General features: G+C 74.0%; 14 protein-coding genes. 4 read left to right on the forward strand and 10 right to left on the reverse strand.

Annotated features, from left to right (window positions below; all coding sequences use genetic code 11):
• The first annotated feature begins 178 nt into the window (after nt 1-178).
• Nucleotides 179-310: a hypothetical protein gene (locus LG396_RS39375; RefSeq protein ID WP_263979513.1), complete on the forward strand. Its 132-nt coding sequence runs from the start codon at nt 179-181 to the stop codon at nt 308-310.
• 11 nt (nt 311-321) lie between these two features.
• Nucleotides 322-1383: a tryptophan--tRNA ligase gene (trpS, locus tag LG396_RS23265; protein ID WP_225796228.1), complete on the forward strand. Its 1062-nt coding sequence runs from the start codon at nt 322-324 to the stop codon at nt 1381-1383.
• Here trpS and LG396_RS23270 read toward each other — a convergent pair.
• Nucleotides 1361-2179 (reverse strand): DUF4097 family beta strand repeat-containing protein, encoded by an 819-nt coding sequence (locus LG396_RS23270; RefSeq protein WP_225796229.1) that lies wholly within the window; start codon nt 2177-2179, stop codon nt 1361-1363. The genes trpS and LG396_RS23270 overlap by 23 nt on opposite strands.
• A 103-nt stretch (nt 2180-2282) precedes the next feature.
• On the reverse strand, nt 2283-4037 hold the full coding sequence (locus LG396_RS23275; protein WP_225796230.1) for a sensor histidine kinase: 1755 nt from the start codon (nt 4035-4037) through the stop codon (nt 2283-2285).
• A 110-nt stretch (nt 4038-4147) separates the two neighbouring features.
• Between LG396_RS23275 and LG396_RS23280 the strand changes: the two genes are divergently transcribed.
• Entirely contained in the window at nt 4148-4912 is a 765-nt protein-coding gene (locus LG396_RS23280) for a DedA family protein (protein WP_225796231.1), read from the forward strand.
• Here LG396_RS23280 and LG396_RS23285 read toward each other — a convergent pair.
• From LG396_RS23285 to LG396_RS23310, 6 genes are all read right to left on the reverse strand, one after another.
• Nucleotides 4855-5580 carry a response regulator gene (locus LG396_RS23285; RefSeq protein ID WP_225796232.1) on the reverse strand — a complete coding sequence of 242 codons (726 nt, stop codon included), beginning with the start codon at nt 5578-5580 and terminating at the stop codon, nt 4855-4857. The two genes, LG396_RS23280 and LG396_RS23285, sit on opposite strands and share 58 nt — an antisense overlap.
• An 11-nt stretch (nt 5581-5591) precedes the next feature.
• Complete coding sequence (proC, locus tag LG396_RS23290) at nt 5592-6419, reverse strand: pyrroline-5-carboxylate reductase (RefSeq protein WP_225796233.1); 828 nt, start codon at nt 6417-6419, stop codon at nt 5592-5594.
• 169 nt (nt 6420-6588) lie between these two features.
• On the reverse strand, nt 6589-8721 hold the full coding sequence (locus LG396_RS23295; RefSeq protein ID WP_225796234.1) for an MMPL family transporter: 2133 nt from the start codon (nt 8719-8721) through the stop codon (nt 6589-6591).
• Between the two features lie 181 nt (nt 8722-8902).
• Nucleotides 8903-9196 (reverse strand): hypothetical protein, encoded by a 294-nt coding sequence (locus LG396_RS23300; RefSeq protein WP_018839890.1) that lies wholly within the window; start codon nt 9194-9196, stop codon nt 8903-8905.
• Entirely contained in the window at nt 9193-9597 is a 405-nt protein-coding gene (locus LG396_RS23305; protein WP_225796235.1) for an ArsR/SmtB family transcription factor, read from the reverse strand. Before LG396_RS23305 ends, LG396_RS23300 begins: the two co-directional genes overlap by 4 nt.
• 112 nt (nt 9598-9709) lie before the next feature.
• Nucleotides 9710-10924 (reverse strand): MFS transporter, encoded by a 1215-nt coding sequence (locus tag LG396_RS23310; protein WP_225796236.1) that lies wholly within the window; start codon nt 10922-10924, stop codon nt 9710-9712.
• A 122-nt stretch (nt 10925-11046) separates the two neighbouring features.
• Here LG396_RS23310 and LG396_RS23315 point away from each other — a divergent pair, with 122 nt between their 5' ends.
• A complete protein-coding gene (locus tag LG396_RS23315; protein ID WP_018839893.1) occupies nt 11047-11646 on the forward strand; it encodes a TetR/AcrR family transcriptional regulator in 600 nt (199 codons plus the stop codon).
• A gap of 42 nt (nt 11647-11688) precedes the next feature.
• Here the strand turns inward: LG396_RS23315 and LG396_RS23320 are convergent, their stop codons facing one another.
• A complete protein-coding gene (locus tag LG396_RS23320; RefSeq protein ID WP_018843170.1) occupies nt 11689-12192 on the reverse strand; it encodes a hypothetical protein in 504 nt (167 codons plus the stop codon).
• Nucleotides 12193-12259: 67 nt separating this feature from the next.
• Nucleotides 12260-14113: a dihydroxy-acid dehydratase gene (gene ilvD, locus LG396_RS23325; RefSeq protein ID WP_225796237.1), complete on the reverse strand. Its 1854-nt coding sequence runs from the start codon at nt 14111-14113 to the stop codon at nt 12260-12262.
• Nucleotides 14114-14135 lie beyond the last annotated feature (22 nt).

The following is a 14135-nucleotide window of genomic DNA, read 5'->3' on the forward strand; positions in this document are numbered from 1 at the left end:
TCGTCGCACTCCGGAACCGAACCGGCCCCGTGGCAACCCGAAGAACTTTACGGATCCATGACGTCCTTGTCAAGCACCGTCGCGTGGACTCCGGTCATGGTCGGTTGTCCCCGCTCCCTCCAGCGTAACTCCGCGATACGGTGTGACGCATGACAGCACGTGCGCGTACCCAGCAGTGGTGGGCCGCCTGACGGCGGCCGACCTCGGGGGCGTGCGTGCGCACGACTTCAACGGCCGCCGGTTCGGCGGCCGTTTCGCGTGGCTCTCCTCCTCGCCGGCCGTCGATGCGGCGGTCCTCGGCAGCGGATGAGAGGGACGACGATGACGACGTACGGATCGCGGGGCTCGCGGGTACGGATCTTCAGCGGGGTGAAGCCCACCGGGCACCTGACGCTCGGGAACTACCTGGGTGCCGTGCGGCGCTGGGTCGAGGTGGACCAGCATCAGGCCGACGCGCTGTTCTGCGTCGTCGACCTGCATGCCATGACCGTGTCGTACGAGCCCGCGCGGCTGCGGCGGCTCAGTCGGCAGGCCGCGCAGCTGCTGCTGGCCGCCGGGCTCGACCCCGAGGTGTGCACCGTCTACGTGCAGAGTCACGTGGACGAGCACGCGCGGCTGTCGTACCTGCTGGAGTGCACCGCCGCGGACGGCGAGATGCGGCGGATGATCCAGTACAAGGAGAAGGCCGCGCGGGAGCGGGCCAAGGGCGGGAGCGTGCGGCTGTCGCTGCTGACGTACCCCGTGCTCATGGCCGCCGACATCCTCGCCTTCGACGCCGACGAGGTGCCCGTCGGCGACGACCAGGCGCAGCACGTGGAGCTGGCGCGGGACCTGGCGCAGCGGTTCAACCAGCGCTACGGGCGGGTGTTCACCGTGCCGCGCGTCACCCGTCCGTCCGTCGCCGCGCGGGTGATGAACCTCCAGGACCCCGCCGCCAAGATGGGCAAGTCCGACGACGGGCCGTCGGCCCAGGCCGGCATCGTGCATCTCCTCGACGAGCCCGACACCGTGCGGCGGAAGGTGATGCGGGCCGTGACGGACAGCGGGAGCGAGGTGGCCTACGACCGGGAGGCGCAGCCCGGGGTGGCGAACCTGCTGGAGATCCTGGCCGGGTGCAGCGGGCGGAAGCCGGCGGAGCTGGCCGGCGAATACACGTCGTACGGGCAGCTCAAGCGCGATACGGCAGAGGCCGTGGTGGAGGCGCTGCGGCCGGTGCGGGAGCGGCACGCGGAGCTGAGTGCCGACCCGGCGTACGTCGAGGACGTGCTGCGGCGCGGGGCGGAGCGGGCCCGGGGGATGGCGCGGCCGCGGGTGGACGCGGCGTACGAGGCGGCCGGGCTGCTGCCCGCCTTCGGCGCGGTCAGTTCGCCGGGCGGATCGTGACGCTGCCGTCCGCGGTGGCGGCCTCGATGCGGTGCGGGCTGGCCGGGTCGCGGGGGACGGAGACGTCGGTGCTGCCGTCGCGTACGTCGGTGCTCACCCGGTACGGCGCCTTCGGCAGCTCCAGCGTCAGGCCGCCGTCGCGGGACTCGGCGGTGACCTGGTCCGGGGTTTCGGTGAAGCCCAGGTGGAGGCTGCCGTCGCCGAGTGAGGCGGTGACGCGGGCGGCGGTGAGGTCCGTGGCGCGGACGGAGCCGTCGCGGGCGTCGACGTCGACGGGGCCGGCTGCGCCGTCGATGCGTACGGAGCCGTCGCGGGCCTCGATGTTCAGGGGGCCGCCGGCGTCCGCGACCTCGACCGCGCCGTCGATGCTGGTGATGTCGAGGCGGGTGTCGAAGCCGGTCGCCTCGATGCGGCCGTCGCTGCTGTCGACCTTGACGTCGAGGTCCCGCGGGACCTCGACGCGGTAGCGGGAGTCGCAGCTCACGATGACGCCGCTGCACTTGGTGCGGAAGCGGAGGGTGTCACCCTCGACCGACCACTTGGTGCCGACGTCGCCGTTCCACTTCTCCGCCTTGAACCAGCGGGTGACGGCGATCTCCCCGCCCTCGCGGTCGACGGGCACCAGCTCCACGGCGGTGTCGTCGGCGTCGATCGTGAGAGTGGTGGCGTCGGCGCCTATCCGGAAGGTGCGGTTCTCGGCTTTGCCGTCGCCGACCGACTGGGTGCAGGCGGTCGCGGTGGCGGCGAGGGCCAGTGCGAGCGCGGGGAGGGCGAGGGTCGCGGGCTTCGGCTTCATGTCGTACGACGCTACGGACGCGGCGGCCCGCGCCCCATCCTGCGGGCCACCGGGCGCGGGTGGGGGTAACCCCCGGGTGGGCGGCGGTGCTTGCGGGGTGGGGTCAGGGGTCGGCGTCAACCTTGTCCTTGTGGGAGAGGCGGCCGTCGGTGAAGCAGAGGCGGTAGGACGGGTCGAGGGTGAAGGGGGTGGTGCGGTAGATGAGGCACTCGTCGGTGCCGGGCGGGTCGGCGGGGGCGGCGGCCGGGAGGGTGTTGACGTCGGCCTCGTAGGCGGGGAGGCGGGGCTCGACGGCGTCGCGCGACTGGCCGATGCGCAGCGTGTCGTACGTGTCCGCGTCGAGGACGGCGCGGTACGAGGTGTACAGGTCGGCGCCGAAGAGGAGCACGCCGAGGACGACGGTGCCGACGACCGGGACCCAGATCGCGTCGACGATGCCGCGGCGTACGCGGCGGCGCGCGGCGGCAAGTTCGCGCCGGGCCGCGTACTCGCGCGGCGGCGCGGGGGCGGCGCCGGGGGTGAGCGGGAGCCGGGCGGTGACGGCGAAACCGCCGTCCACAGGCTGTGCACGGAGCGTGCCGCCGGCGAGGCGGACGCGCTCGTCCAGGCCGACTAGCCCGTACCCGCCCGAGATTTGTGAGGCTTTCAGGGGTTTTGCGGCGCTGGCCGGTGGTGGCCCGTTGGCGACGGTGACCTCGGCGTGGTCGGTGTCCCGGCGGAGGCGGACGGTCACGGGGGCGCCCGGGGCGTGCTTCGCCGCGTTGGTCAGGGCCTCCTGGACGACGCGGTGGATCGCCCGGTCGGCCACCGGAGGCAGCGGAGCGGCTTCCGGCGGGGTGCGGGGCGCGTCCTCGCCGCGTACCAGCTCCACCTGCATCCCCGACGCCGCCGCGCGCTTGACCAGCTCCTCCACCCTGTCGTCCGCCGGGTGCACCGGCGCGCCCTCGCCGTCCTCCCGGAGCACGCCGATGACCTCGCGCAGCCGCTCGGTGGCGGTCGCCGCGGCCTCGCGCAGTTCGGCGGCCTCCTTGCGGGCGGCGGCGTCGAGGCCCGGGGAGACCTGGAGGGCCGCGGCGCGTACGGCGATGAGGGTCAGCTCGTGACCGAGGGAGTCGTGCATGTCGCCGGCGATACGGGAGCGCTCGCGCAGCCGGGTGCGGTCGGCGGCCAGCTCCTGCTCGCGCTCCAGCCGCTCGGCCAGCTCCCAGCCGGTGCTGATGAGCGCGGCGTGCTGGCGCGCGTACCGGCCGAGCAGCCACGGGAGCACCATCGCGAAGAGCACGGTGAGCACGAGGGTCGCCCAGCCGGAGAACGTCGCGTCGGGGACGGCGCGGGCGAGTACCAGGCCGGCCGCGGCGATCGCGCCGAAGAGCAGCAGCGCGCTGCGCGGGCGGTCCGTGCGGCGGCCGAGGAGGAAGGAGAGGGCGACCTGCGCGAGGACGAACTGGTTGGTGAACAGCTCGGGGGTCGCGGCCAGGGCCAGCCCGGCGGGGATCGCGGCGGCGAGCAGGGGCCGGGTGCGGCCGGCGGCGACGGCCAGGGCGAGGAGGGGGACGGCGGCGACGCGTATCCAGCGCAGGTCGACGCCGGCGGCCTGCTCGGCGCCGGGGAGGCCGCTCGCGGTGACGGCGGGGAGGGTGAGGACCAGCCAGAGGAGCAGGTCGGCGGCGCGCTCGCTGCGCAGGACGCGGCGGAGCGCCGGCGGGAGGGCGGGGCGGCGGCGCCCGGGGCGGTCGCCGCCGGAACGGTCGCCGTCGGGGCGGTCGCCCGCGGGGCCGGTTGTGCGGGGGCGGGCGGGGCGGAGGCGGTCGGGCAGCGTGCGACGCAGGGTGCCGGGCAGCCGGTCGGTGCCGGTCATGCGGCCACGGTACGGCGGGCGGGGGGCGCCGGGCACCTGACGAAAGTCATGGTGGGGTCCTGTCTTCCGTGCGCGGCGGAGGTGCGGGCCGCGTTCCTAGCGTGAGCCGCATGAATGACGCGATCATCCACGCCGTCGAGGGCGTGGTCAGTACTCCGTGGGTGTACCTGGCGCTCTTCGGCATCGCCGCGCTGGACGGCTTCTTCCCGGTGGTGCCGAGCGAGACGCTGGTGATCACGCTCGGGGTGTTCGCCGCGGCCGACGGACAGCCGGACGCGTTGCTGGTGGCGGTGGTGGCGGCCCTCGGGGCGCTGACGGGCGACCACATCTCGTACCTCATCGGCCGGCGCGCGGGGCCGCGGATCTTCGACCGGCTGCGGCCGGGGAGCCGGGCGCAGCGGGCGTACGAGCGGGTGGGGCGGATGCTGGCGGAGCGGGGCGGGCTGGTGCTCGTCGTGGCGCGCTACATCCCCGGCGGCCGGACGGCGGCCACGCTCACGACCGGGGCGACGGGCTTTCCGCGCCGGACGTTCACGCGCTACGCGATCCTCGCGGCGGTGACCTGGGCCGCGTACGGGACGACGCTCGGCTATGCCGGCGGCGCGGCCTTCGAGGACGAGCCGCTGCGGGGGGTGGCGCTGGGGCTGGGCCTCGCGTTCGGCATCACGCTGCTGCACGAAGGCGTACGGGCCCTGCGGATACGGCGGCGGGCGCGCGTGGACGCCGCGGCGGGCGTGCCGCACGGGACCGCGGCTCGGGTCGCCGACGACGCCGGGACCGCCGACGCGGACGGCACCGGGCGCGGCAGCGGCCGGGGTTACGCCGAGCCGTGCGCCGAGGGGTCCGCGTCCTCGGCGACCAGCCCCGCCTCGTAGGCGAGGATGGCGGCCTGGACCCGGTTCTTCAGCTCCAGGCGGGCCAGCACCTGGCTGACGTACGCCTTCACGGTGCCCTCCACCAGGTGCAGCCGCGCGGCTATCTCCGCGTTCGACAGCCCGGCGCCGACGAGCGCCAGCACCTCGCGCTCCCGCGGGGTGAGCGCCGCGGTCCGCTCGCGCGCCTCCTTCTCGCGGGTCAGCCGGCCGCCGCTGACCCGCTGGATGACGCGGCGGGCGACGTGCGGCGAGAGGTACGAGGCGCCGCCGGCGGCGGCGCGGACGGCGGCCATCAGCTCGTACGGATCACCGGACTTGAGCAGGAAGCCGGCGGCGCCGCTGTCGAGGGCGCCGGCGATGTACTCGTCCTCGGAGAACGTCGTGAGCATCACCACCGCCGTCTCCGGCGCCGCGCGGCGCAGCTCGGCGGCGGCGCCCAGGCCGTCGAGCACCGGCATGCGGATGTCGAGCAGGGCGACGTCGGGGCGGTGCCTCCGGGTCAGCTCGACCGCCTCGCGGCCGTCGCCGGCCTCGGCGACGACCTCGATGCCCTCCGCGGCGGTGAGGATGGCCCGCACGCCGCCGCGGACCATGGCCTCGTCGTCGGCGAGCAGGACGCGGATCGGTCCCCGTCCGGGCGGGGGCGGGTCGTGGGGCTGCGGTGTCATCGCCGGCTTCCCTACGCGCGCTTGCCGTCGGGCGCCGGACCCGTGCCCAGCTCCCTGCTGCGGTCGCGGGCCGCCTCGATCGCCGCGATCAGGGCCGCCCGTACGCCGTGGTTCTCCAGCTCACGGATCGCGTTGATCGTCGTCCCGGCCGGGGAGGTGACCGCCTCGCGCAGCTTGACCGGGTGCTCGCCGCTGTCGCGCAGCATGACCGCCGCGCCGATGGCGGCCTGCACGATGAGGTCGTGGGCCTTCTCGCGCGGCAGGCCCAGGAGGATCCCGGCGTCGGTCATGGCCTCGACGAGGAAGTAGAAATACGCCGGGCCGGAGCCGGACAGCGCCGTGGCCGCGTCCTGCTGCGCCTCGGGGACGCGCAGCGTCTTGCCCACGGGCTTGAAGATCTCCTCGGTCCGCACCAGGTGCTGCTCCACGGCGTGCTTCCCGGCGGAGATGACGCACATGCCCTCGTCCACGAGCACCGGCGTGTTCGGCATGACGCGCACCACGGGTGCGCCCTCCGGCAGCCGCTCCTCGAAGAAGGCCGTGGGGACGCCGGCGGCGGCGGAGACGACCAGGCGGTCCGCCGGCATGTGCGGCGCGAGGTCGTCCAGCAGCGTGCCCATGTCCTGCGGCTTGACCGTGAGGATGAGGGTGTCGGCGCGCTTGGCGGCGTCGCCGTTCGAGACGGGCTCGACGCCGTAGCGATTGCGGAGCTCTTCGGCGCGGTCCGGGCGGCGGGCGGTCACGAGCAGGTCGTCGGGCGACCAGCCGGCGCGGATCATGCCGGAGAGCAACGCCTCGCCGATCTTTCCGGCGCCGAGTACGGCGACTTTCTGGGTCATGCCGTCCATCCTCGCACCGCCGCCCGACACCCCGCGAAGTTATCCACAGGCCGGACCAGAGGCCGGACCGCGGGCCCGCGGCACCCCCGGCCGCGACCCCGGCCACGCCCGGCCGGACCCGGGGTGCGGCCGGGGCCCGCGGCCGCGGCGGTCTGCGGGCCCCGGCGGCTCAGGCCCGTACGCGATCCGCCTCCGGCAGCGCGGCCTCCCCCGCCCCGGGCGCCCCCGCCCGCCGGGTCTCGTGCCGGAACAGCGCGCCCGGCCACCACGTCCACCGGCCCAGGTCGAGCGCCAGCGCCGGCACCATGACCGTGCGGACCAGGAACGTGTCCAGCAGCACGCCCACCCCGACCAGCACGCCCATCTGCGCCATCGTCACCAGCGGCAGCCCGGCGAAGACCGAGAACGTCGCGGCGAGCACGATGCCGGCGGAGGTGATCACGCCGCCGGTCGACGTGAGCCCCGTCAGGACGCCCTTCGCGTGGCCGTGGAGCGCGACCTCCTCCCTGACCCGGGTCATGAGGAAGATGTTGTAGTCGATGCCGAGCGCGGTCAGGAAGACGAAGCCCATCAGGGGGATGGACCAGTCGACCGCGGCGAAGTCGAAGACGTGGTCGAAGAGCAGGTACGACGCGCCCAGCGCGGCCACGTTCGACAGCACCGCGGTGGCGAGCAGCAGCAGGGGCGCCACCAGCGCGCGGAGGAGCCCGATCAGCACCAGGAAGACCACCAGCAGCACGATCGGCACCACCACGCGCAGGTCGCGGTCCGCCGCCCGCTGGGTGTCCAGCGCCTCCGCCGTCGTGCCGCCGACCAGCGCGTCCGCGCCGTCGACGGCGCCCACGGCGGTGCGCAGGCCGTCGACGGTGTCCTTGGCCGCGTCGGAGTCGGGTTCGTCGTCGAGGGTGACGCGCAGGGCGGCGAGGCCGCCGGCCGTGTCGCCGTCCGCGACCCCCGCCACGCCGTCGACCTGCTCGACCGCCGCCCGTACGGCGTCCTTCGCGGCGGCGTTCGTGACGATGTCGGCCGGGTCGGAGGCCCCGGAGGGGTAGTGCGCGGAGATGCGTTCCTGGGCGACGACCGACTCGGGCTTGTCCTGGAACATCTCCGACTGCTTGAGACCGAAGTCCATGCCGACGACACCGAAGGCGAGCACGGCGGTCAGGCCGAGGGACATCAGCCACGACCAGCGCGGCCGGCGCGAGACCGCGCCGCCGATCCGGGACCACACCGTGCGGTGCCCGTGCACGGGGGTGCCGTGGCGCGGGACGAACGGCCAGAAGACCCAGCGGCCGACGATCACCAGCAGCGCCGGCAGCACCGTGACCAGCGCGAGGAACGCGCACACCGCGCCGACCGCGCCGACCAGGCCGAGCGAGCGGGAGGAGCTGATGTCGGCGAAGTACAGGCACGACAGGCCGGCCGCGATGGTGGCGGCGGAGGCGAGGATCGCGGGGAAGCAGCGGCGCAGCGCCAGCTGCATGGCCTCGTGGCGGTCCTCGTGGCGGTGCAGCTCCTCGCGGTAGCGGGCGATGAGCAGCAGCGCGTAGTCCGTACCGACGCCGAAGACGAGGACCATCAGGATGCCGGCCGACTGCGGGTCGACGGGCAGGGAGGCGTGCTTGGCCAGGAGGTACGTGCCGGCCTGGGTGAGGACGGCGGCGAAGCCGACGGCCAGCACGGGGAAGAGCCACAGCAGCGGGCTGCGGTACGTGATCAGCAGGAGAACGGTGACGACGGCCAGGGTCGCGAGCATCAGCGTCGCGTCGAGGGAGTCGAAGACGGCGACGGAGTCGGCGAGGGAGGCCGCCGGGCCGCCCACCTCCACGTCGACGCCGGGCGGCGCGCCGTCGGCGGCCACGCCGCGTACGGCCTCGATGGTGTCGCCGAGGCCGTCCTCGTCGGTGATCGGGACGATGGTCATCAGCGCGCCGCCGTCGTCGGACGCGACGGGCGGCGTCACGCGCTCGCCCGCGGCGACGTACGGCGCGAACGCCCGGACGTCCGCCGCCGCCTTCTGCCGGCCGGCCTCCGTCATGGCGCCGTCCGGCACGCTGTAGACGGCGACGGCGGGCATGACCTCGTCGTCGGGGTCGCCGCGGAACTTCTCCAGCTCCGTGTTCAGCTCGGCGGACTCCGCGCTGCGCGGCAGAAAGGCGTTCGGGCTGCTGTCCTCGACGTCGCCGAGCTTGCCGGCCAGCGGGCCGAGCGCGACGAGGAGGAGTATCCAGGCGGCCAGTACGAGCCATTTCGTCCGGCGTCCTCCGGGGGCAGCCACGAGCTGCTTGATCCGAGCGGACATGGGATGGTCTCCTTCAAGAGAAGTGAATCGGGCGCACGACCGGACCGCACCGCGGCCGCTGTGGTTTGCCGACCTGGCCGTGGCGCGGGAGTGTGCCGGGGATTGCTTCGTCCTCGTACGGGCCGGAAGTTGCCGCTTCCGGCCCGTACGCATACTGCTGCCGACCGTTGTCCGGCCGCTGCTACTCGATTTCGCGCATCATCTTCTCCATCGAGGTGATGGAGCGCCGCGCCTCGGTCAGCTCGTCGATGCTGCGGCGGTGCAGTTCGAGGTTGTCCTCCAGCAACTGCTGGTACTTGATGGCGAGTTGCCGGTACTGCTCTTCGCGGGCCGCGAGCATCTTCGCCCGCCAGGTGGCGGCGATCTGCCAGACCACCACGATCAGCAGCGCGAAGAACCCGGCGGCGCCCACCGCGCCGACCACGGCACCGACCGTGTCGGCACTGTCGGCGAGGTGCACCGTCTGCTCGTTCATGAGGCTTCCTCTTTCACCGTCTCGGACTTCCCGGTGCCTGTCCGGCCCTTCCCGGGGGGCTCGCCTGGGGGCTCGCCGTCACCGTCGCCGAGGGTGCGGGCGACCTCCTCGATCAGGCCGGGGGTCAGCTCGTACCGGAACGGGACCACCTCGTAGAACTTCATCGCCTTGCCGTCCTCGGACAGCTCCAGCGAGCCGGTGATGAGGCCCGCGGCCTCCAGCCGCTGCAGGTGCATGTGCAGCAGCGGGCGGCTCATGCCGATCTCGCGGGCCAGCCGGCTGACGTAGTTCCGGCCCTCGTGGAGCGCGGCGACGATCCGCAGGCGGTGCGGGTTGCCGAGTGCCGCGAGGACCTTGAGCAGTTCTTCTCCGGATGGGGCCGGAGCGGGCGTCCGTGCCATCTGCGGCCCCTTCGTGCGTCGGTGTGTAAGTCAAAGCTGACAGGTGTCCGAAGGACCTGTCAAAGAGTACTGACACATGTCCGGGTTGCCTGGGGGTGACCCCGGGCGGGCCTCAGGGTTTTCCCTGAGAGGCCTGGCGGGAGGCCAGGCCGAAGAGGGCGAGCGCCACGGCCTGCGCCGCCGCCGCGCCGACCGGGAGCGCGGCGCTGCCGAAGGCGTCGAGGAGGGCGCCGCCGACCGCGCCGCCGGCGGCGACGCCGAGGTAGACGGCGCTGCTGTTGAGCGCGAGGGCCTGGGCGCCGGCCGGTCCTGCGAGGCGCAGCAGCCGGGCGCTCGCGGCCGGCGGGATCCACCAGGCCGCCGCCGACCACAGCATCAGCAGCGGCACCACCAGCACCAGCGGCGCGGGGCGCAGCGGCCAGCAGGCCACGAGCCCGAGCATCACCAGCGCGAACGCCCCGCAGCCCATCAGCAGCGCGCGCTCCGCACCCCACCGGTCGGCGGCGGGACCGCCGAGCTGGCTGCCGACGATGCCGGAGACGCCGGCCAGCACGAAGATCACGCCGAGTCCCGTGGGGCCGAGGCCGGCGAGGTCGCGGAGGTAGACGGCGAGGTAGGTGACCACCATCAGGTTGCCGAGCACGGCCACGGCGGTGGCGGCGAGGCCGACGAGCAGCGCGGGGCGGGCGAGCGGGGCCAGCCGGTCGGCCAGCCGCAGGGCCTCGCCGCGGGGCGGCTCGGGCAGGGTCGCGTACAGGGCGGCGAGGGAGGCGACGCCGAGGAGGCCGCCGAGGACGAACGCGCCCTGCCAGCCGGCGACCGCGCCGATCCAGGTGCCCAGCGGCACGCCGAGCAGCAGCGACGTGGTGAGTCCTGCGAAGACCGTGCCCATGTAGCGGCCCTGCCGCTCGGGCGGGGCGAGGGCCGCGGCGGCGCCGAGTGCGCCGGGCACCACGACGGCGGCGGCGAGCGCGGCGACCACGCGCAGGGCCATGAGGACGGGGAAGGAGGCGACGAGGGGCATCGTGAAGTTCGCGACGGCGAACACCGCGAGGGCGGCGGTGAACAGGGGGCGGCGGGGCCAGGTGGCGGTGACCACGGAGGCGACGGGAGCGGCGAGCGCGAGCACCAGGGAGAAGACGGTGACGAGCTGCCCGACCGCGGCCTCGGACACGTCCAGGTCGTCGGCGATGCCCGGGAGCACGCCCGCGACCAGGTAGTCGTCGGTGGAGAATGTGAAGGTCGTCAGCGTGAGCGCGATCAGCCAGCCCGGCAGGGAGCGGCGGAGGGGGGATGCGGTTTTCTGCAGGGTGGGATTCTCGTCCATGCCGTTAAGGTAACAGTCGTTACCTTAACGGTGTCCACCGGTTTCCCGGCCGTGTGCGCGTCCGTGCGTGCCCCGCGGTGCGCACGTACGCGGGCGGCCGGGTGACACGTACCAGGAGTGCCATGCCCAGACCCGCCGACCCGGCCCGCAAGACCGCCCTGCTCGACTCGGTCGTTGACTACCTCGTGGACCACGGGCTCGCCACCCTGTCGATGCGGCCGCTCGCCAAGGAGCTGGGGCAGAGCACGCGGGTGCTCACCCACCACTTCGCCGACAAGGCCGACCTGCTGGCCGCCACGCTGACGCGGCTGGACGAGCGGCAGCGGGAGTGGCTGGCAGGGCTGCCCGGCGCGGACGGCGAGATGGGCATGGGCGAGGTCGTACGGGCCACGTGGGAGTACCACCTGACGCCCGAGCACCTGCCGCTCACCCGGCTCATCCACGAGATCGAAGGGCTCGCCGCCGGCGACCGGCTGGGCGGCGCGACGTCGCGGCTGCTGGCGGACCGGGTGGAGTTCGTCGCGGGCTGGTTCCGCGACCGGGGCGTGCCGGCGGAGGCGGCGACGGACTACGCGACGCTGCTCAACGCGGCGTTCGCGGGGCTGCAGATCGACATGCTCAACACGGGCGACCGGGAGCGCACCACGGCGGCCGCGCACCGGCTGGCGGACCTGGCGGACGGATGGGTCGCCGCGCACGCGGGGGCGCGGGAGGAGGCGTAAGCGCGGGTGCGCAGGCCGCGGGGGCCGGGGTGCGGCGGCCGGTCAGCGGCGCTTCTTGCGCTTCCGCTTCGCCGGGTTGCCCGTACGGGACGAGCGCCGCCGCGCGTGCTGCTCCAGGCGGTGCTCGTAGTCCTGGCGGAGCATCCCCTCGCCGGGGGCCTCGACGAAGCTGCGCACCGTGTACGCGAGCAGCACGCCGACGAAGCCGATGACCCGGATCGGCCGGAACGAGCTGTCGCCCGGTCCGGCTTCGTGCGCACGGCTGAAGCCGTTGAGGGTGCGGGTGAAGGCCAGCGAGCTGCAGACCGCGAAGGCGACGATCATCAGCAGCTGTATGAGGCCGCCGCTGTCGGCCAGCTGCAGGCCGTTGTAGGACAGCGCCAGCACGAACGCGCCGCCGCCGGCCAGCGCGAGGGCCAGGACGGCGAGGCCGGCGCGGCGCGCCCAGTAGCCGCCGGAGCGGTCGACCCAGGTCGTGCCGAAGAACCGCAGGGGCTCGGGCAGGGGCGCGCCGTCGGTGCTCTCGGGCTGCTGGTTGTCGCTCACGTACCCGATTATCCCGGAGCCCCGCACGGCCCGTCCCGCCCCCCTGCGCGACGGGCCCGCGCCGCGCTCAGCCCTCCAGCTTGGTGACGTCCCGCACGGCGCCCTTGTCGGCGCTGGTGGCCATGGCCGCGTACGCCCGCAGGGCCATGGAGACCTTGCGCTCGCGGTCCTTCGGCGCGTACCGCCCGCCGAGGGCCGCGCGGCGCTCCGCGAGCGTCTGCTCGTCGACCAGCAGCTCGATGCCGCGGTTCGGGATGTCGATACGGATCAGGTCGCCGTCCTCGACGAGCGCGATGGTGCCGCCGGCCGCCGCCTCCGGGGAGGCGTGGCCGATGGACAGCCCCGAGGTGCCGCCGGAGAAGCGGCCGTCGGTGACCAGCGCGCACGCCTTGCCCAGGCCGCGGCCCTTCAGGAACGACGTCGGGTACAGCATCTCCTGCATGCCGGGGCCGCCCTTGGGGCCCTCGTAGCGGATGACGACGACGTCGCCCTCCTTGACCTGCTTGCCGAGGATCTTGTCGCACGCCTCCTCCTGCGACTCGCAGACGACGGCGGGGCCCTGGAAGGTGAGGATGGAGGCGTCGACGCCCGCGGTCTTCACCACGGCGCCGTCCACGGCGATGTTGCCCTTGAGCACGGCCAGGCCGCCGTCCTTCGAGTACGCGTGCTCCAGCGAGCGGATGCAGCCGCCCTCGGCGTCGGTGTCCAGGGACTCCCAGCGCTCGGACTGCGAGAAGGCCGTCGCCGACCGCACGCAGCCGGGCGCCGCGTGCCACAGCTCGACGGCCTCGGGCGACGGGGAGCCGCCGCGGACGTCCCACCGCTTGAGCCAGTCCGCGAGCGAGTCGGAGTGCACCGCGTGCACGTCCTCGTTCAGCAGGCCGGCGCGGTACAGCTCGCCGAGGATGGCGGGGATGCCGCCCGCGCGGTGCACGTCCTCCATGTAGTACGTGCCGCCGGGGGCGACGTTCGGCGCCACCTTGGCCAGGCACGGCACCCGGCGGGAGACGGCGTCGATGTCCGCCAGGCCGTAGTCGAGGCCGGCCTCCTGGGCGGCGGCCAGCAGGTGCAGGATCGTGTTCGTCGAGCCGCCCATGGCGATGTCGAGGGCCATCGCGTTCTCGAAGGCGCTGCGGCTCGCCACGTTGCGCGGGAGGACGGTCTCGTCGTCCTGCTCGTAGTACCGCGTGGTCAGGTCGACGACCGTGCGGCCCGCGGCCTCGTAGAGCGCCTTGCGGGCGGTGTGGGTGGCCAGCACCGAGCCGTTCCCCGGCAGGGAGAGGCCCATGGCCTCCGTCAGGCAGTTCATCGAGTTGGCGGTGAACATGCCGGAACAGGAGCCGCAGGTGGGACAGGCGTTCTCCTCGATGCGCAGCACGTCGGCGTCGGAGACGCCGTCGTTCGCCGCGTCCACCATGGCGTCGATCAGGTCGAGCTTGCGGACCGTGCCGTCCACAAGGGTGGCGCGGCCCGCCTCCATGGGCCCGCCGGAGACGAAGACCGTGGGGATGTTCAGCCTCAGGGCTGCCATGAGCATCCCGGGGGTGATCTTGTCGCAGTTGGAGATGCAGACCAGGGCGTCGGCGCAGTGCGCCTCCACCATGTACTCCACGGAGTCGGCGATCAGATCGCGCGAGGGCAGGCTGTAGAGCATGCCGCCGTGGCCCATGGCGATGCCGTCGTCCACGGCGATCGTGTCGAACTCGCGCGGCACCGCGCCGGCGGCCTTGACGGCCTCGGAGACGATGCGGCCGACGGGCGCCAGGTGCGTGTGCCCCGGGACGAACTCCGTGAAGCTGTTGGCGACCGCGACGACGGGCTTGCCGATGTCCTCGTTCGCTACGCCCGAGGCGCGCATGAGGGCGCGGGCGCCCGCCATATTGCGGCCGTGGGTGACGGTACGGGACCTCAGCGCGGGCATGTTTCCCTCCCGGGGAAGCGGC

Source organism: Streptomyces aculeolatus, from assembly GCF_020400605.1.
Classification (GTDB): domain Bacteria; phylum Actinomycetota; class Actinomycetes; order Streptomycetales; family Streptomycetaceae; genus Streptomyces; species Streptomyces aculeolatus.